Genomic DNA, 21,193 nt, shown 5'->3' with positions numbered 1-21,193 from the left:
CGCTACCGGGCGTACGGCGCGCCGATGCCCCACGCCTGGTGCATGGCGGCCGCGAACTCGCCCGCGAGGCGGTGTTCGCCCGAGGCGTTGGGGTGGGTGCCGTCGTAGGTGTCGTGGCGCAGGTCGTAGTCCTGCGGGCGGGCGGCCAGCAGCAGCGGCGAGGCGTCGGTGGACAGGTCTGCGACGGCCTTGGCCAGTAGTTCGTTGAAGCGGGCCACCTCGGCGGCGAAGGGCGCGTCGTCGTCGGCGCGGACGTTGGGGATGACCGGCAGCAGCACCATCCGCAGGCGGGGGCGGGCGGCGCGGGCCTGCGCCACGAAGCGCCGGGCGTTGTCGGCGGTCTGGTCGGCGCGGGTGTAGAAGCCGAGGTCGATCAGGCCCAGGGAGACGAGGAGTACGTCCGGTTCGTGGGCGCGGACGGCGTCGCCGACGAGGGGGACCATGTGCTGCCAGCCCTCGCCCCAGCCCGCCAGGTGGCGGCGGGCGTGCGCGGGGAAGCGGGGGTCGGCGTACGCGTGGCTGACGGGCGCGTCGGCGGAGGTGTCGTAGACCTCGCGGCGCGGGCCGACGATCTCGTAGGGGCCGCCGAAGGTGGCGTCGAGGTGCTGCCACATCCGGTAGCGCCAGGTGAAGTCGCCCGCGCGCCCGATGGTCATGGAGTCGCCGACGAACATGAAACGCATCGGGTCATCATCGCGGATCACCGGGCCGGTGCCCACGTGATGCCGGACACGCGTCCGGCGCCTGGCAGGCTGGGGGAATGCGCCCGCTCCTGCCTGCCGCCGCCACCCTCGTCGCCGTCGCCGGCCTCGCCCTGCTGCCGGGCGCCGCGCTCGCGGCGTCCGGGTCGCCGGGGCCCTCCTCCTTCACCCTCTCCGACCCCCGGATCAAGGAGTCGAGCGGGCTGGCCGCCAGCAAGATCCACCCCGGGGTCTACTGGACGCACAACGACAGTGACGACGGGCCGTACGTGTACGGGGTGGACTCGGCCACCGGCCGTACGGTCGCCCGCGTCACCATGGCGGGCATCGGGGCCCCGCGCGACGTCGAGGCGATCTCGCTGGGCCCGGACGGGCAGCTCTACGTCGGGGACATCGGCGACAACCTGGGCGGGACCTGGGACCACGTGTGGATCTACCGCTTCCCGGAGCCCGCGCAGCTCGGGGACGTCACGGTCAAACCGGTGCAGTACACCGTGCGGTACGCGGACGGGCCGCGCAACGCCGAGGCGCTGATGGTGCATCCGGTCACGGGGCGGGTGTACATCGCGAGCAAGAGCGAGGACAAGGGCGGCCTGTACGAGGGGCCGCAGCAGCTGTCGGCGACGGGGAGCAACGAATTCCGGCGGATCGCGGCCGTGCCGTGGGTGACGGACGGGGCGTTTTCGCCGGACGGCGGGACCCTGGCCCTGCGCGGCTACTTCTTCGCCCGGACCTTCCCGTGGAAGGACGGCACGCCGCAGGGCGAGGGCAGCAGGGTGGACGCGCCGTGGCAGGGGCAGGCGGAGTCGGTGACCTACACCCCGGACGGCAAGGTGCTGATGTTCGGGTCGGAGGGGGCCAACAGCCGGGTGGTCGCGGTGCCGGTGGAACCGGGCGGCGGGGCTCCGGCGAAGCCGGGGACCACACCGGGGGGCACGCCGGGGTCCGGCCCGTCGGCCTCAGCCGGCCCGGGGACCGCCGCTTCCGGCGGGGGGAACTTCACGGTGGGCGCGATGGTCCTGGTGGCGGCCACCGCGATCGTCCTGGCGGGCAAACGGCTCGTCTCCCGCAACCGCCCCACCCCGTAGGTCCTGTCCGCCCCGCCGGGGCCGGGCCTTGGCCGTACCGGGCCCGCCCCGGGGCCCGCCGATGGCGGGGCCGGGAGCGGTCCGGGCTCAGGCCGCCGGGACCAGGACGCGGGCCGGGGCGGGCTGGCGTGGGACCAGGGCCAGGCCGTGGCGGCGGTCCACACTGAGCCGGAGGTTGCCGACCCGGGACAGGACCACGCCGATCGCGAGCGCGGCCAGCAAGGCCACCGCGCCGCCCGACGCCATCCCGATCCGCGCCCCGTAGGTGTCGGTCACCCAGCCGACCACCGGCGCCCCCACCGGCGTACCGCCCGTGAAGACCATCATGAACAGGGCCATGACCCGCCCGCGCATCTCGGGGTCGGTCGCCATCTGGACGCTGGAGTTGGCCGTGACGTTCACCGTCAGCCCGAACATCCCGATCGGGACGAGGAGCAGCGCGAACAGCCAGAACCCCGGCGCGAAGGCGGTCACGATCTCGAGCGCGCAGAACAGCACGGCCGCCGCGACCAGCATCCGCAGCCGGGACTGGGCCCGCCGGGCCGCCAGCAGGGCGCCCACGAGGGATCCGGCCGCGATCAGGGTGTTGAACAGGCCGTACGTGCCCGCGTCCCCGTGGAACACGTCACTGGTGAAGGCGGACAGCCAGATCGGGAAGTTGAAGGCGAAGGTCCCGATGAAGCCGACCAGCACGATCGGCCAGATCAGGTCGGGCCGCCCCGCGACGTAGCGGAGCCCTTCCCGCAGCTGCCCCTTGGCGCGCGGCTGGGGCTCCGTGCGGTGCAGTTCGTGCGTCCGCATCAGCAGGAGTCCCGCGATGGGGGCGGCGAACGACAGGCCGTTCAGCAGGAAGGCCCAGCCGGAACCGACGGCGGTGATCAGCACACCGGCCAGTGCCGGGCCGACCAGCCGCGCGGACTGGAAGTTGGCCGAATTCAGACTGACCGCGTTGCCGAGCTGCTCCGGTCCGACCATCTCGGACACGAACGACTGCCGGGCCGGGTTGTCGACGACGGTGACCAGACCGAGCAGGAAGGCGGCCAGGTAGACGTGCCAGACCTGGACGTGTCCCGCGAGGGTGAGGGCGGCGAGCGCGATGCCGGTGAGGCCCATCGCGCCCTGGGTGCCGATCAGCAGCGGCCGCTTGGGCAGCCGGTCGGCGAGGACACCTCCGTAGAGGCCGAACATCAGCATCGGCAGGAACTGCAGCGCGATGGTGATGCCTACGGCGGAGGCGGAGCCGGTCAGGGAGAGCACCAGCCAGTCCTGGGCGATGCGCTGCATCCAGGTGCCGGTGTTCGAGACGACCTGTCCGGTCGCGAAGAGCCGGTAGTTGCGGATCTTCAGCGAGCTGAACATGGAGTTCTTGGGCTGACGAGCGGCAGGTGTGGCAGGTACTGCGGTAGGAGCGGGTGTGTGGCCGGGTGCGGAGTCTGCTCCGTTTCCCGTACTCAAGGGTGCGCCTCCTGGCGTGTGCGGTTACAAGTGCGCGAGCTTCTCCAGGACGGGTGCGGCCTCGCGGAGCTTGGCCCACTCGTCCTCGGTCAGCTCGGCCGCGAGCCCGGCCAGGAAGGCGTTGCGCTTGCGACGGCTCTCTTCGAGCATCGCTTCGGCTTCCTCGGTCTGGCTGACCACCTTCTGGCGGCGGTCGTCGGGGTGCGGCTCCAGCCGGACCAGTCCCTTGGCCTCCAGCAGCGCGACGATGCGGGTCATCGAGGGCGGCTGTACGTGCTCACGTCGGGCCAGCTCACCGGGGGTGGCCTGGCCGCAGCGGGCGAGGGTGCCGAGGACCGACATCTCGGTCGGGCTGAGTGACTCGTCGACGCGCTGGTGCTTGAGGCGTCGGCCGAGCCGCATCACGGCGGACCGGAGGTCGTTCACGGCGGCGATGTCGTCGCCATGGGAAAGGTCTTGCATGTTCTTTAGAGTAACTCATTACTCTACCTAAAGAACACCGGGTTCCTGTCGTCACTCGTACGGGTGAGTCCGCTCCGGAAAGTGACTCGCGTGCACGCCTCGTGCCCCGACCCTGTGGGGCATGGGGACTCATGTGCTCAGCATGCGGATAGACGGGGAGCTGCTGGACCGGCTCCGGGAACACGCCTCAAAACGCGGAATGAGCGTCCAGGACTATGTGGTCCGGACGCTCATTCGCGACGACTTCGACGAGCGCTTCAAGGTGGCGGTCGACGAGACGGAGAGGTTCTACGGCCTGACGTGAGGCCGTCGGGCGGGCGGGCGCGCGGGCAGGCGCGCGGGCAGGCGCGCGGGCAGGCGCGCGGGCAGTGCTACGTGAGGCCCGGCGGCGGGCAGTGCTACGTGAGGCCCAGCGCGGGCATCGCGTAGTAGAAGACGAAGACCGCCGACACGACGTACATGGCCACCGGGACCTCGCGGCCCCGGCCGGTCGCCAGCCGCAGCACGCAGAAGCTCACGAAGCCGATGCCGATGCCGTTGGTGATCGAGTAGGTGAAGGGCATCATCGTCATCGCCAGGAAGGCGGGGACGGCGATGGTGAAGTCGCTCCAGTCGATGTCCTTGACCGAACCGGCCAGGATCAGGAAGCCGACCGCCAGCAGCGCGGGGGTGGCCGCCTGCGAGGGGACCATGGTGGCGATCGGGGTGAGGAACAGCGCCACCGTGAAGAGAGCGCCGGTGACCACGTTCGCCAGACCGGTACGGGCTCCCTCGCCGACTCCCGCCGTGGACTCCACGAAGCAGGTGGTGGCCGAGGAGGAGGTGGCTCCGCCGGACGCGACCGCGAGGCCGTCGATCAGCAGGACCCGGTTGATGCCGGGGAAGTTGCCGTCCTTGTCCATGAGCTTGGCCTCGTCGCCGACGCCGAGGATCGTGCCCATCGCGTCGAAGAAGCAGGACAGCAGCACGGTGAAGACGAAGAGGACACCGGTCAGCACGCCGACCTTGTGGAAGCCGCCGAACAGGCTGACCTGGCCGACGAGACCGAAGTCGGGGGCGGCCACCGGGTTGCCCGGCAGTTCGGGGACCGTCAGGCCCCAGGCCCCGTCCGGCAGCTCGGTGACCAGCTGGACCACCACCGCGACGACGGTCATGGCGACGATCGAGATCAGGATCGCGCCGGGCGTCTTGCGGATGATCAGCGCCAGGGTGAGCAGGACGCCGATCACGAAGATCAGTACCGGCCAGCCGTGCAGGTGGCCGTTGCTGCCGAGCTGGAGCGGGACCGTGGTGTGCGCGGCGTCGGGCATGCGGGTGATGAAGCCCGAGTCGACGAGGCCGATCAGCATGATGAAGAGGCCGATGCCGATCGCGATGCCCTTGCGCAGGCCCAGCGGTACGGCGTTCATGACCCGCTCGCGCAGGCCGGTGGCGACCAGCAGCATCACGATGAAGCCCGCGAGGACCACCATGCCCATGGCTTCCGGCCAGCTCATGCGCGGGGCGAGCTGGAGGGCGACGACCGTGTTCACGCCGAGCCCGGCGGCCAGGGCGATCGGCACGTTGCCGATGACACCCATCAGCAGGGTGGAGAAGGCCGCGGTCAGCACGGTGGCGGTGACCAGCTGGCCGCCGTCGAGCTGGTGGCCGTACATGTCCTTCGCGCTGCCGAGGATGATCGGGTTCAGCACGATGATGTAGGCCATCGCGAAGAACGTGGCGAAGCCGCCCCGGACCTCGCGGGCGACGGTCGAGCCGCGCTCCGAGATCTTGAAGTAGCGGTCGACGCCGCTGGTGGGCGTCGGAGTGGGGGCCGCGGCGGGTGCCGAGGTGCTCATGCGGTCCTCAAACTGGTTCGTTTTGGTGGGTTCGTACGAACGAATCCCGTCACAGGCAAACCGTTTCAGTATGAACAGATGAGAAGTGTGGCGCCATCTCCGCGCGTAGAGCGTTGCGGTGACTGGCCGCATCGGGCCGCATCGGGCGGCATCGGCCCGCGCCGGGCCGCCCCCGGCCCCCGCCGGGCCGCCGAATAGACTGGTGGCATGGCGAAATGGACCGCACAGCACGAGGCGCCCGAGCCCCTGGAGGGCCCGATCGTCGCGACCGTCACCGGTGGCACGATTCTCTGGTTCGCGCTCTTCCTCGTGCAGCTGCCCTTCTACGGCTGGTTCGCGGACCACGAGATGCTGTGGTGGCTGTGGTGCTGCGCGGCGGGCGGGGTGCTCGGCCTCATCGGCCTCTGGTACGTCCGCGGGCGCGACGCCGCCCTCAAGCGGCACGCGGCGGCCCGGGCGGCGGCAGCCCACGCGCAAGCGCAGACCGCGGAACCCCACGCGCAAGCGCAGGCCGGGGAATCGCAGGCCGGGGAGACGTCCCGGGCAGCCGAAGCGGACCCCGCGGCCCACGTCAAGCCCCCCGGGCACCGGACCGCCGGGTAGAAGGAGTCCCAAGGGACGATTTCGGTCATCCCGAAGTCGGATCTTCGACCCGCTCGGCGGGTGAACGGTTCGAACGCCGTTTACCGTCGAAAGCATGACGCAGCGGGCGAAGATCGATTCCGATGGGCAGGAGCCGGGCGGCCGTGCCGCCGCCCCCACCGCCATCGACGCGGGGGCGGAGCTGGACCCGGTACACCCGGTGCCACCGCCCGCACCCCGTTTCCGGGCGGGCGGCCTCACCACCGCCGAAGTCGCCGAACGCGTCGCCCGCGGGGAGGTCAACGACGTCCCCGTCCGCTCCTCGCGCTCCACCCCGGACATCGTCCGGGCCAACGTCTTCACCCGGTTCAACGCGATCATCGGCGTGCTCTGGGCGGTCATGCTCTTCGTCGCGCCGATCCAGGACAGCCTCTTCGGCTTCGTGATCATCGCGAACACGGGCATCGGCATCATCCAGGAACTGCGCGCGAAGAAGACCCTCGACGGCCTCGCCGTCATCGGCGAGGCCAAGCCCAGCGTCCGCCGCGACGGCAGCGCCGCCGAGATCTCCACCTCCGAGATCGTCCTCGGCGACGTCATCGAACTCGGCCCCGGCGACAAGGTCGTCGTCGACGGCGTCACCGGCGAGGCCGACGGCCTGGAGATCGACGAATCCCTGCTCACCGGCGAGGCCGACCCGGTCCTCAAGAAGCCCGGCGACCCCGTGATGTCCGGCTCCTTCGTCGTCGCGGGCGGTGGCGCCTTCACCGCGACCAAAGTGGGCCGCGAGGCCTACGCCGCCCAGCTCGCCGAAGAGGCCTCCCGCTTCACGCTCGTCCACTCCGAGCTGCGCACCGGTATCTCCACCATCCTCAAGTACGTCACCTGGATGATGATCCCGACCTCCCTCGGCCTGGTCATCAGCCAGCTCGTCGTCAAGGACTCCAACCTCAAGGACTCCATCGCCCGCACCGTCGGCGGCATCGTCCCGATGATCCCCGAGGGCCTGGTCCTGCTCACCTCCGTGGCCTTCGCCATCGGTGTCATCCGGCTCGGCCGCAAGCAGTGCCTCGTGCAGGAACTGCCCGCCATCGAGGGCCTCGCCCGGGTGAACGTCGTATGCCTCGACAAGACCGGCACCCTCACCGAGGGCGGCATGGACGTCACCGAGCTGCGCCCCCTCGGCGGCGCGGACCCGGCGTACGTACAGAAGGTCCTCGGCGCCCTCGGCGAGTCCGACCCGCGCCCCAACGCCAGCCTCCAGGCCATCATCGACGCCTACCCCGACAGCCAGGAGTGGCGCTGCACCGAGTCGCTGCCCTTCTCCTCCGCCCGCAAGTACAGCGGCGCCAGCTTCAGCGAGGGCGACGGCGAGAACTCCACCTGGCTGCTCGGCGCCCCCGACGTACTGCTGCCCGTCGGCGATCCGGCCCTCGACGAGATCAACGAGCTGAACGAACAGGGCCTGCGCGTCCTGCTGCTGGCCCGCTCCGGCCACGAACTCGACGACGAGAAGGTCACCAGCGCCGTCAAGCCCACCGCCCTGGTCGTGCTCGAACAGCGGCTGCGCCCCGACGCCGCCGACACCCTGCGCTACTTCGCCGAGCAGAACGTCCAGACGAAGGTCATCTCCGGCGACAACGCGGTCTCGGTCGGCGCGGTCGCGGGCAAGCTGGGTCTGGCGGGCGCCGAGAACACCGTCGACGCGCGCGACCTGCCCACCGACCGGGACGAGCTGGCCAAGGTCCTCGACGAGAACTCGGTCTTCGGCCGGGTCACCCCGCAGCAGAAGCGGGACATGGTCGCCGCCCTCCAGTCCCGGGGCCACACCGTCGCCATGACCGGCGACGGGGTCAACGACGTCCTCGCCCTCAAGGACTCCGACATCGGCGTCTCGATGGGCTCCGGCTCGGAGGCGACCCGCGCGGTCGCCCAGATCGTCCTGCTCAACAACAGCTTCGCGACCCTGCCCTCGGTGGTGGCCGAGGGCCGCCGCGTCATCGGCAACATCACCCGGGTCGCGACGCTGTTCCTCACCAAGACCGTCTACTCGGTGCTGCTCGCGATCCTGGTGGTGTGCAGCCAGGTCGAGTACCCCTTCCTGCCGCGCCACCTGACCCTGCTGTCCACGCTCACCATCGGCATCCCGGCCTTCTTCCTGGCCCTGGCGCCGAACCGGGAGCGGGCCCAGCCGCACTTCGTGAAACGCGTGATGCGCTACGCCATCCCCGGCGGGGTGATCGCGGCTGTCGCCACCTTCGTGACGTACCTGATCGCGCGCGCCCACTACGCCGGGGAGGACTCCCTCAAGGCCGAGACCAGCGCCGCGACCCTGGCCCTGTTCCTGACCTCGATGTGGGTCCTGGCGATCATCGCCCGGCCCTACACGTGGTGGCGGGTGGCCCTGGTCGGCGCGATGGGCGCGGCCTTCCTGGTGGTCCTCGTGGTGCCGTGGCTGCAGGACTTCTTCCAGCTGAAGCTGGAGGGCGCGGTGATGCCGTGGACGGCCGTCGGGATCGCGGTGGTGGCGTCCGCCCTGATCGAGGTCGTCTTCCGCTGGGTCGACCGCAAGTTCCCGGCCTGACCGCCTGACCGGCGCTACGGCCGGGAGAGGCCGCCCACGACCCGGTTCCACCGGGTGGAGCGGGTGGCTCCGAAACCGGTCTCGTGGGTCCAGACGTGGGTGCACGAGGGGCACTGCAGGTGCAGCAGGCTGCCGGTGTTGGTCAACAGGTAGCGCCAGTGCGTGGAGCAGGTACGCCGCTCCTCGCACGGCGCGCAGCCGCGGCTGTCGGCGCAGTTCGGGCAGGCCACCCAGGCCCGGCGGCCGATGTCCGCCTGCGGGTCAAGCGGCAGCACGGCCGCCCCCGCCCCCGCGCGCGGGCAGCACACCGGCCGCGACGAGATCGTCGTACACGCGCTGCTGCTGCTCGTCGAGGCCGGAGTACAGCAGGCCGTACGCCGCCTCCTCGCCGCGCAGCACCTCGACGGGGTCCCAGTCGGGGCCGAGGGCGGCCATGACGTGGGCCCGCCGGAGCGTCTCGTGCGCGGCGAGGTCGACGCTGAAGTCGAACGGTGCGGGGGAGCCGAGCGGTGCGGGGTCGGGCTGCTGTGGGGGCATGCTTCGAACTTAGGTAACCCTTCCTTCCTCTGGCAAGAGGGGGTGGGAGAGGTCACAGCGGCCCGGGCCGGGTCGGCCCCGCTAGTCGAACCAGCGGTCCCGGGCCAGTTCCGCCGTCCGGGACGGGTCCTCCAGGAGGGCCGCCACCTCGAAGCGGCGCGGCCACTGGCCCGCCGCCCAGGCCAGACCCGCCGCCACGCCTTCCAGGGTGGCCGCGTGCAGGATGCCGTCCGGGGTGCGCCGCCAGTCCAGCTCGACACCGCCCGCGACCAGCTCCTCGTGCTCGACGTACGTCGCCGGGGTGGCCGGGCCCAGCAGGGTGCGTACCCGCTCCGGCACCTCGCGCTCCTCGCCCGGGGCGTCGACCTCCGCCGCCACCGTGTCCGAGAGGCGCCGCACCTGGAGCAGCTCCGCCAGATCGGCCGCCCGCGCCGGAGCCACCGGCAGCAGCGGCAGGCCCGCCGTCAGCGGGAGCAGGTCCGGGGCGTCGGCGACCAGCGCGTCGGCCGCGTCCACCACCACCACCTCGCCGTCCACCACCGCGCGCAGCTCGTCGGGCAGGGTCACCTGCTCGGGCTCCAGGTCCGCCAGGGCCCCGTACAGGGCGTGCAGCTGGTGCCCGCTCACCTCGCGGTCCGGGTCGGCGAGCCGCCCCAGCAGCTCGGCCGCGCCCCCGGGCTCGTCCAGCAGCGCGGCCACGGACGTCCGTACGCCCAGGGCCCGCAGCACCTGCTCGTCCTCGAAACCGGTGGCGTCGGCCGGGGCGTACAGCCCGGCGAGCAGCGGATCCCCGCCCGCCGCGCGCAGGCCCGCCGGGCGGCGGCCGTCGAGCACCGGGTGGTCGCGCAGCCACCACGCGGTGTACGGGCGGACGGACTGCGTGGTGCCGTCCGGCAGCAGGATCCGCACGGGCTGGGTCAGCGCGTCGCGGAACGGCGGCCGCGCGAGCATCGCCAGCGCGCGGGGCCAGCAGTCGTCGTCGACCAGGTCCAGGTCCCGTACGGCGACCAGCTCGGTGGCGACCGGCGGGACCGGGGTGTCGGGGAACTGGTCGAGCAGGTCCTCGCACCACACGTCGACCGCGTCCAGCAGCCCCGCGTCGTCGGGCTCGGCGAAGTCGCCCTCGCGCGGCTCCAGTTCGTCGGGGTCGAGGACCACGTCGGTGGCCCGTACGAGCTGGAACTCGGCCAGTACCCCGCAGGCGCTGAGCGGGCCCGCGCCCCACGTCTCGGCGAGTGCGGCGTCGACGTACGGGATCTCGTCCTCGCGGATCACCGAGGCCAACGGGCTGCCGGGGAGCAGCAGTTCACCGGCCGGGGTGAGTTCGCCGTCCTCGTCGGGCAGCGCCAGCGCGCCCAGCCAGGGCTCGTCGCCCGGGGCGAGGTCCGCGTCACGGACCAGGCCCAGGACGATGGCGGCCAGCTCGTCGGGGTCGAGGGCGTCCTCGTCCCAGATCTCACCCGCGTCCAGGGAGGCGGCCACGGCGGCCCGCACCTGCGGGGTGGTCAGCACGGCGCGCGGGCTCGCGGGCAGTGCGCCCAGCTTCTCCAGCAGCGGGTGCGCGGCGTCCGGGTGGGCCACCTTGAGGCCGAGCCGGGTCAGTCCGGCGGGGGTGCCGGGGCCGGGGAGCAGGATGTGCCGGGGGCCGATGGCGGTACGGATCCCGGAGGCGGCGGCGGGCCGCCCGAAGTCGTCGAAGTCGTGGTCGCCGTCGTCGGCGGCCTTCCCCGCGGGCTCCGGCTCGTCGCCGGTCGGGGCCAGCGGCACGGGCAGGCCCGAGAGGCGGTCCGGGTCCACCCCGGCGAGGGTGTCGTACAGCCGGTACCACCAGTGCGGCGGCCGGTCCGCGCCCGCGATCCGCTCGATCGCGTCGCCCAGCGGCAGCCGTCCGACGCCCAGGGTGCGCAGTTCGGAGCGCCGCTCCAGCCCGGCGGGGAGCAGGGTCGGCAGCACCTCGGCCAGGACCCGTACGGTGTCGGCGCCCGCTCCCTCCACCACCTCGGCCTCGAAGGGGCGCAGGGCGGCCCGGCCCTCCTGCGGCTCCCCCGCACCGGTGGCGGGGGTGGCGGCGGGGGCGAGGAACGCGGTGCGGGGCAGCCGCCGCAGCACGGCCTCCCGCAGCGCGCCGTCCAGCTCGCCCCGGCCCAGCGGCCCGGGCACCAGGTCGACCAGGGCGGTGCTCACCGGCTCCCAGGTGCCGAGGAGTTCGGCGTAGGCGTCGGCGGCCCGCTCGACCAGGAAGTCGGTCAGCGGCCCGGGCGCGGGGTGGCGGCGGGCGGTGTCCAGGGGCAGGGTCGCGATGAGCAGCGCGGGGATGCCGAGGGGCTCGTCGGTGGGGGTCGGCGCGTGCACGACGGGCGCGGTGTCCGGACGTACGGGCGCGCCCCCGTCGTCGACGGGCACCGACCAGGACACGGTCCAGGCGGGCCGCAGCCGCTCCTCGACGGGCCGGTCGGCGAGCAGTTCGCGGTCGATGGCTCCGGTGTGCCGCACGGTCCGCCAGCGCCGGGCGGCGTCGCCCCGGTCCCGCTCGCGGGCGCTGTCCTCGATGACCGTGTACGGGCCTTCGGCGCGGCGGCGCAGGATCCGTACGCCCGCCGCCGTCTCCACGGCCACCTCGGTCAGCCCGGGCAGGGTCAGCAGCAGGGCGTCGTCGATCCCGGCCAGCAGCCGCTCCACGAGGTCGGCGGCGGCCGCGTCGCGCAGCGGCAGGATGACCACGGTGTCGTAGCCGTCGGGGGCGGTGCCCTCGGCGGGCAGCGGCAGGCGCAGCAGCGGTACGTGGCCGTCGCGGCGACGGAGTTCGTCGCCGAGGCCGGGGCTGCCCTGGGCGGCGCCCCGGGCCAGTTCGCGGGCCTCGGCCAGTGACCAGCGGACTCCGCCGTGGCGGCCGACGACGGCGGGTTCGTCGCTGACGGCGAGGACGGCGGCGAAGCCGACGCCGAACCGGCCGACGCTCTCCCACGCGGTCTCCCCGGGCCGCGCCCCGGCGGCCTCGCGCTTGGCGGAGGCGCGCAGGGTGCTCAGGGACTCGACGCCGGTGGCGTCCAGCGGGGCACCGGTGTTGGCGACGGCGAGGACGCCGTGGCCGCCCTCGCCGGAGTGCAGGGTCAGGCGCAGCCGCCCGGAGGTACCGGCGCGGGCGGCGGCGTCGGCCGCGTTCTGCGCCAGCTCCACCACGAGCCGGTCCCGGTAGCCGCCGAGCGCCAGGTCCTCCTCGGCGTTGGCGTCCTCCCGGAACCGGGCCGGACCCGCGCCCCAGGAATCGAGGACTCCGCGTCGCAGCCGGGCCGTCCCGAAGGGGTCCACGCCGCCCTGGGCCGCCGTTACTCGCACGCTCACGCCGCTGCCTCCAAGCTGTACCGCATTCACCGAATGCCGAAGCCCCGAAGGTATCGCGGGTGTCGGGCCGCCGCGCGCGCGGCGTACGGCTGCCGCTCGCGTGACGGACCGCTACCGCTTGCCGGTGAGGTGGGCGAAGACCACGACGTCGGAGTCCCAGTGGCGGTCGGCGGTCAACCGGCCGCCGCAGGTGATCAGGCGCAGTTCGGCCTTGCCGTGGGTGTCCCCGTAGACCTTTTCGCTGGGGAACGCGTCCTTCTTGTACGTCTCCACGTCGTCCACGGCGAAGACGGCGGTGCTGCCGTCGGCGCGGTGGATCTCGATCTGCTCGTTCTCCTTCAGTTTGTTGAGGTTGAAGAAGACGGCCTCGGGGGCCTGCGGGGTGTCCAGGTGGCCGACGACGGCGGAGGCGCCCCGCTCGCCGGGGGTGGGGCCGTCCTTGTACCAGGCCGCGTCCTTCGGTTTGCTGAAGTCCGGTTCCCGCATGACGCCTTGGGCGTCGAGGCCGACCGTGTCGAGCGGGGCGTCGACCTCGATGCCGGGGATCCGGATCCGGTCCGGGACGGACGGCTTCAGGACGGAGGCGGCCGAGACGGGGGAGGCGGACGAGGCGCCGCCGGCCGTCGTCGCCGGGCCGTCACCGCCGGAGCAGCCGGTGACGAGGACGGCGGTGAGGCCCGCGGCGCCCGCCAGGGCGGCCGCGCGGCGCGTACGGCGCCCGTGGCCGCCCTGGCGGCGGAGGGGGGACCGCTCAGCCATGGGTCGCGGTGCCCTCTGCGATGTAACCGGCGGGGGCCTGGCCGGTGTTGACGGAGCCCCTGGGCTTCTTGTGCCGGCTCGGGTTGAGCGGCGTCACGTCGTGGTGGCCGCTGTGGCCGCTGTGTCCGCCCTTGGCCTCGGTGGAGAACTTGGCGGTGTCGAACTTCTTGCCGCCCGCGAAGGCGTCGACGCCGTAGTAGCCGGACGTGACGTTGGCGGCGACGGTCGCGGTGCCGGTCCAGGTGCCCTTGCCGTCGTTCTTCAGGTCGACCTTGCCGCCGAAGGCGCCGGACGAGACCGAGGCGGACTTCCGGGTGGTCTTGACGGTGACGGCGACCTTGTCGCCGGGGCGGCCGAAGTCGGTGGAGAGCTGGAGGGTGGAGGGCCGCGGCGCGGGGTCCGGGGCGGGGGACGTGACGCCGAGCCGGGCGGTGTCCTCGCGGTCGGGGGACGGCGAGTTGTCGGCCTGCGCCGACGGGCCGGTGGGCGCGTCCGCGGCGAAGGCGTAGGCCGGGGCGACGAGAACCATCGACGAGGCGAGCGCGATCGCCGAGAGCTTGACTGCCTTGCGCATGAGGATTCCTCCTGAACGGGCCGGGAGCCAGGATTTTTCCTGGCACACCAGACATGAGGGACATCCAGGGCGCTTGGTTGCAGGGCGGCGAGAGGGTGGGGGAAGGGCCTGCCGAAGGTCCCCCGGGGTGAACGCGCAGGCCGCAAGGGGACTCGGGGCGTTCCGTTTGCAGAGCCTTTGCCCCGATTTTTGGGACCAAAGTCCCGGGGTGTGAAGAGTTGTAGCCGGAGAACGCGCAGCCCCCGGTGACAGGAGGTCACCGGGGGCTGCGGCTGTTCGAGGCGAAGGGTCAGAGCTTCTCGATCACGTAGTCGACGCAGGCCGTCAGGGCCTGCACGTCCGCCGGGTCGATCGCCGGGAACATCGCCACGCGCAGCTGGTTGCGGCCGAGCTTGCGGTACGGCTCGGTGTCCACGATGCCGTTGGCGCGCAGCACCTTGGCGATCGCCGCCGCGTCGATGTCGTCCGAGAAGTCGATCGTGCCGATGACCGAGGAACGCTTCGACGGGTCCGTGACGAAGGGCTCCGCGTGCTTCGACGCCTCGGCCCAGCCGTACAGGTTCGCCGCGCTGGACGCCGTACGGGCCGTCGCCCAGTCCAGGCCGCCCTGGCTGTTGATCCACTCCAGCTGCTGGTTCAGCAGGAAGAGGGTGGACAGCGCCGGGGTGTTGTACGTCTGGTTCTTGACCGAGTTGTCGATCGCGGTCGGCAGCGAGAAGAACTCCGGGATGTGCCTGCCGGAGGCGTGCACACGGGCCGCGCGTTCCAGGGCCGCCGGGGAGAACGCGGCCAGCCACAGGCCGCCTTCGGAGGCGAAGGACTTCTGCGGGGCGAAGTAGTAGACGTCGGTCTCGGTGATGTCCACGGGCAGGCCGCCCGCGCCCGAGGTCGCGTCCACCAGGACGAGGGAACCGGCGTCGGCGCCCGCGACGCGCTTGATCGGCGCGGCGACACCCGTCGAGGTCTCGTTGTGCGTGTACGCGTAGACGTCCACGCCCGCCTCGGCGACCGGGTCGGGGTGCGTGCCCGGGTCCGAGGAGATCACGGACGGCGCGTCCAGCCACGGCGCGAGCTTCGCGGCCGTCGCGAACTTCGACGAGAACTCGCCGAAGGTGAGGTGCTGGGACTTCCGCTCGATCAGCCCGGCGGTCGCGATGTCCCAGAAGGCGGTGGAGCCGCCGTTGCCCAGGATCACCTCGTAGCCCTCGGGGAGGGAGAAGAGGTCCCGGACACCCTGGCGCACCGAGCCGACCAGGTTCTTGACCGGGGCCTGTCGGTGAGAGGTTCCGAGAAGGGAGGTACCGGTGGCGGCCAGCGCGTCCAGCGCGTCCGTCCGCACCTTGGAGGGGCCCGCGCCGAAACGACCGTCGGCGGGCTTGATGTCAGCGGGAATCTGGATCTCAGCCACGAGCGGAGGGTATCGGGTCGGGTCGCCGGGTTCGGACGCACGTCCAGCGGATGAGACGCACGGGGGATCGGGCGGGCGGCGGGAGGGTCGGGGGAGGGGCCGGGGAAGGGAGTGGGAGGGTGGGCGCCGTGACGTCATCCGGGGATCTCGAACGGGCATTGCGGGCGGAACTGCGCGGAGAGGTGGACTTCTCGGCGGCCGCACGGGCGTTGGTCACCATGGACGCCTCGAACTACCGCCGGGTACCGCTGGGCGTGGTGGCTCCCCGGGACACCGCCGACGTCGCCGCGGCCCTCGCGGTGTGCGCCGGGGCCGGGGTCCCGGTGGTGCCGCGCGGCGGCGGCACCTCGATCGCGGGCCAGGCCACCGGCACCGGGGTGGTGCTCGACCTCACCCGGCACATGCGGGCGCTGGTCTCCCTCGACCCGGGCGCGCGCACCGCCGTCGTCCAGCCGGGCCTGGTGCTGGACGACTTGCGGGCGGCGGCCCGGCCGTACGGGCTGACCTTCGGCCCCGACCCGTCCACGCACTCCCGCTGCACCCTGGGCGGCATGATCGGCAACAACGCGTGCGGTGCGCACTCGGTCGCCTGGGGCACCACCGCCGACAACGTGGCCGCGCTGGAGGTGCTGACCTACGGGCCCGCTCCCGCCGTCCACCGCCTCGGGCGGGACGGGGCGGGCGCCCCGGCCGGGCTGCGCGAACTGGTCGACGCGAACCTGGCGGCCCTGCGCACCGGGATGCCCCAGGGGCTCACCCGGCGGATCTCCGGCTACGCGCTGGACGCGCTGCTGCCCGAGCGGGGCGCGGACGTGGCCCGGGCCTTCTGCGGGAGCGAGGGGACGCTCGGGGTGGTGACCGAAGCCGTCGTGCGCCTCGTGGAAGCGCCGCGCGCGCCGGTGCTCGTGGTCCTGGGGTACGCCGACGAGAGCGCGGCGGCGGACGCGGCGGCGGGGCTGCTGCCGTACGGCCCGCTGACGGTGGAGGGGATGGCGGCCGACCTGGTGGGCGGCGGCCCCGGTTCCGTTTCCGGGGGCGCGGGGCTGCCGCGCGGGGGTGCGTGGCTGTTCGTGGAGACGCGGGACGCGGGCGCGGCGCGGGAGGTCGCGCGGGCGGCCGACGCGGTGGACGTGCTCGTGGTCGAGGACCCGGCCGGGCAGCGCGCGCTGTGGCGGATCAGGGAGGACGCGGCCGGCACGGCGACCAGGGGGCCGGACGGGCGGATGGCCTGGCCCGGCTGGGAGGACTGCGCGGTTCCGCCCGCCCGGCTGGGCGCCTATCTGCGGGACTTCCGGGGCCTGCTGGCGGCGCACGGGCTGCGCGGGACCCCGTACGGGCACTTCGGCGAAGGCTGCGTGCACGTCCGTATCGACTTCGACCTCGTCTCGGCGGCCGGGGTGGCCCGCTTCCGCACCTTCTCGGAGGAACTGGCCGACCTGGTCGTGGCCCACGGCGGCTCCCTCTCGGGGGAGCACGGGGACGGGCAGGCGCGCGCGGAACTCCTGCCGAAGATGTACGGCGCCGAGATCGTCCGGCTCTTCGGCGCGTACAAGGACGTGTGGGACCCGGCGGGCGGCATGAACCCCGGGATGCTCGCCCGCCCGGCCCTGCTCGACGAGAACCTGCGCTTCGCGGTACTGCCCGCGACCGCCCCCCTCGCCGGGGAGGTGGCGCGCTGCGTCGGCATCGCGAAATGCCGGTCCACCGAACCGGGGGTGGGGGTCATGTGCCCCTCGTACCGGGTCACCGGCGAGGAACGGCACTCCACGCGCGGCCGGGCCCGGCTGCTGCACGAGATGCTGGCCGGGGAGATCGTGACCGACGGGTGGCGCTCGGAGGAGGTGCGGGAGGCCCTGGACCTGTGCCTCGGCTGCAAGGGGTGCCTCAGCGACTGCCCGGTGGGAGTGGACATGGCGACGTACAAGAGCGAGTTCCTGCACCGGCACTGGGCGGGCCGGGTCCGGCCCCTGGCCCACTACACGATGGGCGGCCTGCCGCGCTGGCTGCGCACCATCGCCGCCCTGCGGGCGGCCCCGCTGGTCAACGCGGCCGGGCGGGTGGTGCCGGTGCCGGGGCTGGCCCGGGAGCGGTCGCTGCCGGAGGTGGCGCGGGCGCCGTTCAGCCGGGGGTGGGGCGGCGGCCGAACGGGGGGTGGATCCGGCGGTGGTTCGGGGCGCGCGGATGTCGTGCTGTGGCCCGACACGTTCACGGAGTACCTGTCCCCGCAGGTCGGGCACGCCGCCGTACGGGTCCTGGAGGCGGCGGGGCTGACGGTCGCGCTGCCGGGCGGCCGGGTGTGCTGCGGGCTGACGTACGTGTCGACGGGGCGACTGGACGCGGCGCGCAAGGTGCTGCGGCGGACGCTGGACGCGGTGGAGGGGGCGGGTGCGGTGGGTGCGGGGGACGGGGAGGGCGGCGTACGGGTTCCCGTGGTCGTGCTGGAGCCGAGCTGCGCGGCGGCGCTGCGCACCGACCTTCCGGCACTGCTCCCGGACGACCCGCGCGCGGCCCGGCTGGCCGCCTCGGTACGGACCTTCGCGCAGGTACTGGAGGAGCGCGCCCCGGGGTGGCGGCCTCCCCGCCTGGAGCGCCCGGTCGCCGGGCAGACCCACTGCCACCAGCACGCGGTCCTCGGCGACGGCGCGGAACGGCGGCTGCGCGAGCGGGCCGGGCTGACCGGCGAGCTGAGCGGCGGGTGCTGCGGACTGGCCGGGAACTTCGGCTTCGAGCCCGGCCACCACGAGGTGTCGGTGGCGTGCGCGGAGGAACAGCTGCTCCCGGCGCTGCGCGCGGCGGGACCGGAGGCCGCCGTCCTGGCCGACGGGTTCTCCTGCCGGACCCAGATCGCCGAACTGGGCGGACTCCGGGCCCGCCACCTGGCGGAACTGTTGGCGGAGGCGCTGTAAGGGGGCGCCGTAAGGACGTTTTGTAAGGGAAAACACGCGCGGCGGGTCCTTACTCACCCCTTAGCCTGGAGAGATGCCCGTACCTTCCACGTCCCCGACGACTCCTGCTCCTGCTGCTGCCCCTGCCGTCGCCGCCGCTCCCTCCACCCCGACTCCGGTGCCCCAGGCCAAGGGACCCCGCTTCGGGCCGGTCGCGCTGGTCGTCTCGGCGGGGCTCTCGGTGCAGTTCGGAGCGGCCCTCGCGGTGATGATCATGCCGCGCGCGGGGGCGGCGGGCGTGGTCACGCTGCGGCTGGCCGCCGCCGCGCTCGTACTGCTGCTGGTCTGCCGCCCCAAGGTGCGCGGCTACACGCGCTCCGACTGGGTCACCGTGCTGGTCTTCGGCATCACCATGGCCGGGATGAACGGGCTGTTCTACCAGGCGGTGGACCGGATCCCGCTCGGCCCGGCCGTCACCTTGGAGGTCCTCGGGCCCCTCGCGCTGTCCGTCATCGTCTCGCGGCGACTGGTGAACCTCCTGTGGGCGGGGCTCGCGCTGGTCGGCATCGTCCTGCTCTCGGGCCACGGCGGAGGCGCCGGCTTCGGCTCGCTCGACCTGGCCGGGGCGGCGTTCGCACTGGGCGCCGGGGTGATGTGGGCGGCGTACATCGTCTTCAGCGCCCGGACCGGCCGTCGCTTCCCGCAGGCCGACGGGCTCGCGCTGGCGATGGCCGTCGCGGCGGTGCTGTCGCTGCCGCTGGGGATCATCGAGGCGGGCTCGGCCCTGCTCGTACCCAGCACCCTCGCCCTCGGCGTCGGCGTGGCGCTGATGTCCTCGGTGCTCCCGTACACGCTGGAGCTGCTCGCCCTGCGCCGCCTGCCCGCGCCCACCTTCGCGATCCTGATGAGCCTGGAGCCGGCCATCGCCGCGACCGCGGGCTTCCTGGTCCTCCACCAGGCGCTGTCGGCCCTGGACGCCCTGGCGATCTCCCTGGTCATCGCGGCCAGCATGGGGGCGGTCCGCTCCCAGATGCGCAAGCGGGGATAGGCGGGGTCGGGTGGGTGCCCGGGGTCGGGTCCCGGCTTCGCCGGGGGGCGGGTTTTCTCGGGGCGGGGTCGGGCGGCCCCCGGAGGAAGGGCAGGGGGAGGCTGTCCCCTGACCCGGGATCGCGTGGAGCGGCCGGGGCCCGGGAGGCGGCGAACAGCCACAGACCACAGGCGACAGGCGACGGGCGACAAGCACGCACGATCGCCGTGATGGGCGGTGGCCGTCTCGGCGGGTGGCGGACCGGCCCGGGTTGGGTATAAGCCGCCACGAATCGCCACACAGTCGTGGTCGGCAGGCGGCTGCGGGCCGTCATGGGCTCACACGACGGCCCAGCCGAAGTAGGAGCAGGTCAAGACGCCGATTGGCTCGCGATGGGTGAGGCAGACACCGACAAAAGGGGCATTGGGTGGGGACGTTGAGTGTCGGATGTCGCCTGACCCGACTTCACGCTCGTCAGACGTTCTTTCATGCCCGGGCAGCCCGCAGGCGGCCGCCCGTGGTGGATGTGTAGCGCTTTGATGGCTACTTGTGCCCGGTCCGGGCCCTGGGGCGGGGCGGGCTGAGGGGGCAGGAATATCTTGACGTCGAGAGTGATCTCCGGCAGGCTGCCGTTCGCAGATCTCTTGACGTCAAGATACTTCGGGGGCGGACGATGGGGCTGGGTGCGCAGTTGCGTCGGCCGCCGGGTGGGCGGGACGCGCGGATCATGCTGCTCGCGCAGCTGCTGGACCGGACCGGCTCGGGGGTGTGGGCCGCCGCGTCGGTCCTGTACTTCACCTTCGTCGTCGGGCTCAGCGCCGAACGGCTGGGCCTGCTGCTCGGCGTGGCCGGGGTGGCGGGGATCGCCGGGTCGCCGCTGGCGGGCCGCCTGGCCGGCCGGTTCCCCGTACGGTCCCTGCTCATCGGAGCCCACCTGCTGCGCGTGGTCACCCTCGGGCTGACGGTGGTGTGCACGAGGTTCGACGTACTGCTGCTGGTGGTCGCGGTCACCTACCTGGGCGACCGGGCGGCCAAGACGCTGGAGATGCTGTTCGCCACCCGCGTCGCGGGCGAGCGCCGCTCGACCTACCAGGCGCTCTCCCGCAGTGCGGCGAACGCCGGTTACGCGGTGGGCGCGGGAATCGCCGCGATCGGTCTCGCCGTCGGCACGCGCGAGGCGTACTACGTCCTGATCCTGGCCAACGCCGTGTCGTTCCTGCTGGCCGCCGCCCTCGTGTGGCGCACCCGTGAACCCCAGGCCCGGGGCCACGTCGTGGCCCGCTCCACCGACGCCAGGCCCAGCGCTCCCGCGAGCCCTTGGCGTGACCGCGCGTACCTGCGGTTCGTCCTGCTGGACATCCCGCTCAGCCTCGACGACTCGATCCTCAACGTCGGCCTGCCGCTCTGGCTCGTGAACCACACCTCGGCCCCCCACGCCTTCGTCCCGGCCTTCCTGGCGCTCAACACCGTGCTGGTAGTCGTCCTCCAGCTGCACGTGTCGGCCAGGGTCAAAGAGCCGCGCCAGGCCGCCGGCGCCGCGCTCTTCTACGGCGTCGCCCTCCTCTCGTGCTGCGTCGTCCTGGCCACTGCCACCGGCGGCGGTGTCTGGACCGCCTCCGCCGCGATGCTCGCGGCCGCCATGCTGGTCACGGTGGCCGAGCTGATCCGTTCCGTCAGCTCCTGGGAACTGGCCGTCTCCCTCGCCCCGGAAGAGTCCCGGGCCTCCTACATCGGCGTGGCGGGTATGGCGCAGTCCGTGCAGAAGTGCGCCGGCCCCCTCCTGCTCACCGGCGTGGTCATGACGGCAGGCCCGCTCGGCTGGCTCCTCCTGGGCGCAGGAGTCGCTGCCCTGTCCGTGGTCCAGCGCCGGACCTGTCTCACCCGCCTGGACACCCACCTCCCCGAGCCCGCCCCCCGCCCTTCGGACGTCCCGCCCCATCCCACCCCCGCC

Annotated in this window: 17 protein-coding genes; 7 read left to right on the top strand and 10 right to left on the bottom strand. The window is 73.1% G+C overall.

Annotated elements, in window-relative coordinates:
• Nucleotides 1–2 precede the first annotated feature (2 nt).
• Nucleotides 3–683 carry a GDSL-type esterase/lipase family protein gene (locus QMF80_RS27960; protein WP_283458162.1) on the bottom strand — a complete coding sequence of 227 codons (681 nt, stop codon included), beginning with the start codon at nt 681–683 and terminating at the stop codon, nt 3–5.
• A 77-nt stretch (nt 684–760) separates the two neighbouring features.
• Here QMF80_RS27960 and QMF80_RS27955 point away from each other — a divergent pair, with 77 nt between their 5' ends.
• The gene (locus tag QMF80_RS27955; RefSeq protein ID WP_283458161.1) at nt 761–1,789 is read left to right on the top strand and encodes a WD40 repeat domain-containing protein; all 1,029 of its coding nucleotides are present in this window, start codon (nt 761–763) and stop codon (nt 1,787–1,789) included.
• Nucleotides 1,790–1,876: 87 nt separating this feature from the next.
• Here the strand turns inward: QMF80_RS27955 and QMF80_RS27950 are convergent, their stop codons facing one another.
• Together QMF80_RS27950 and QMF80_RS27945 are read right to left on the bottom strand one after the other, a co-directional pair.
• On the bottom strand, nt 1,877–3,244 hold the full coding sequence (locus QMF80_RS27950) for an MFS transporter (protein ID WP_283458158.1): 1,368 nt from the start codon (nt 3,242–3,244) through the stop codon (nt 1,877–1,879).
• Nucleotides 3,245–3,268: 24 nt separating this feature from the next.
• Nucleotides 3,269–3,706 (bottom strand): MarR family winged helix-turn-helix transcriptional regulator, encoded by a 438-nt coding sequence (locus QMF80_RS27945; protein ID WP_283458156.1) that lies wholly within the window; start codon nt 3,704–3,706, stop codon nt 3,269–3,271.
• 121 nt (nt 3,707–3,827) lie between these two features.
• On the opposite strand from QMF80_RS27945, the gene QMF80_RS27940 reads away from it, so the two are divergent.
• Nucleotides 3,828–4,010: a ribbon-helix-helix protein, CopG family gene (locus QMF80_RS27940; protein ID WP_283458154.1), complete on the top strand. Its 183-nt coding sequence runs from the start codon at nt 3,828–3,830 to the stop codon at nt 4,008–4,010.
• A gap of 94 nt (nt 4,011–4,104) precedes the next feature.
• Here the strand turns inward: QMF80_RS27940 and QMF80_RS27935 are convergent, their stop codons facing one another.
• Nucleotides 4,105–5,544 (bottom strand): NCS2 family permease, encoded by a 1,440-nt coding sequence (locus QMF80_RS27935; protein WP_283458153.1) that lies wholly within the window; start codon nt 5,542–5,544, stop codon nt 4,105–4,107.
• A 207-nt stretch (nt 5,545–5,751) separates the two neighbouring features.
• Here QMF80_RS27935 and QMF80_RS27930 point away from each other — a divergent pair, with 207 nt between their 5' ends.
• On the top strand, nt 5,752–6,147 hold the full coding sequence (locus QMF80_RS27930) for a DUF2530 domain-containing protein (RefSeq protein WP_283458151.1): 396 nt from the start codon (nt 5,752–5,754) through the stop codon (nt 6,145–6,147).
• A 94-nt stretch (nt 6,148–6,241) separates the two neighbouring features.
• Complete coding sequence (locus QMF80_RS27925) at nt 6,242–8,710, top strand: cation-translocating P-type ATPase (protein ID WP_283458149.1); 2,469 nt, start codon at nt 6,242–6,244, stop codon at nt 8,708–8,710.
• Nucleotides 8,711–8,724: 14 nt separating this feature from the next.
• Here the strand turns inward: QMF80_RS27925 and QMF80_RS27920 are convergent, their stop codons facing one another.
• From QMF80_RS27920 to serC, 6 genes are all read right to left on the bottom strand, one after another.
• A complete protein-coding gene (locus QMF80_RS27920; RefSeq protein ID WP_283458147.1) occupies nt 8,725–8,985 on the bottom strand; it encodes a hypothetical protein in 261 nt (86 codons plus the stop codon).
• The gene (locus tag QMF80_RS27915; protein ID WP_283458145.1) at nt 8,972–9,247 is read right to left on the bottom strand and encodes a DUF6400 family protein; all 276 of its coding nucleotides are present in this window, start codon (nt 9,245–9,247) and stop codon (nt 8,972–8,974) included. The genes QMF80_RS27920 and QMF80_RS27915 overlap by 14 nt, the downstream gene beginning before the upstream one ends.
• An 81-nt stretch (nt 9,248–9,328) precedes the next feature.
• Nucleotides 9,329–12,589 carry a sacsin N-terminal ATP-binding-like domain-containing protein gene (locus QMF80_RS27910; protein ID WP_283458143.1) on the bottom strand — a complete coding sequence of 1,087 codons (3,261 nt, stop codon included), beginning with the start codon at nt 12,587–12,589 and terminating at the stop codon, nt 9,329–9,331.
• A gap of 111 nt (nt 12,590–12,700) precedes the next feature.
• Nucleotides 12,701–13,348, bottom strand: a complete 648-nt coding sequence (locus tag QMF80_RS27905; protein WP_283458142.1) for a class F sortase — start codon at nt 13,346–13,348, stop codon at nt 12,701–12,703.
• The gene (locus QMF80_RS27900) at nt 13,341–13,922 is read right to left on the bottom strand and encodes a hypothetical protein (RefSeq protein WP_283458141.1); all 582 of its coding nucleotides are present in this window, start codon (nt 13,920–13,922) and stop codon (nt 13,341–13,343) included. The genes QMF80_RS27905 and QMF80_RS27900 overlap by 8 nt, the downstream gene beginning before the upstream one ends.
• Before the next feature lie 289 nt (nt 13,923–14,211).
• Entirely contained in the window at nt 14,212–15,330 is a 1,119-nt protein-coding gene (gene serC / locus QMF80_RS27895) for a phosphoserine transaminase (RefSeq protein WP_283458139.1), read from the bottom strand.
• A 50-nt stretch (nt 15,331–15,380) separates the two neighbouring features.
• Between serC and QMF80_RS27890 the strand changes: the two genes are divergently transcribed.
• The 3 genes from QMF80_RS27890 to QMF80_RS27880 form a co-directional block, all read left to right on the top strand.
• Entirely contained in the window at nt 15,381–18,236 is a 2,856-nt protein-coding gene (locus tag QMF80_RS27890; protein ID WP_502962937.1) for an FAD-binding and (Fe-S)-binding domain-containing protein, read from the top strand.
• A gap of 73 nt (nt 18,237–18,309) precedes the next feature.
• Nucleotides 18,310–19,263, top strand: a complete 954-nt coding sequence (locus QMF80_RS27885; RefSeq protein WP_283458137.1) for an EamA family transporter — start codon at nt 18,310–18,312, stop codon at nt 19,261–19,263.
• Nucleotides 19,264–19,969: 706 nt separating this feature from the next.
• On the top strand, nt 19,970–21,193 hold a 1,224-nt coding region (locus QMF80_RS27880; protein WP_283458135.1), incomplete at its 3' end, for an MFS transporter.

It is taken from the genome of Streptomyces sp. G-G2 (genome assembly GCF_030063135.1).
Lineage (GTDB): Bacteria > Actinomycetota > Actinomycetes > Streptomycetales > Streptomycetaceae > Streptomyces.
Note: the sequence above shows the minus strand (reverse complement) of the source record. Positions and strands in the feature narration are given on the sequence as shown.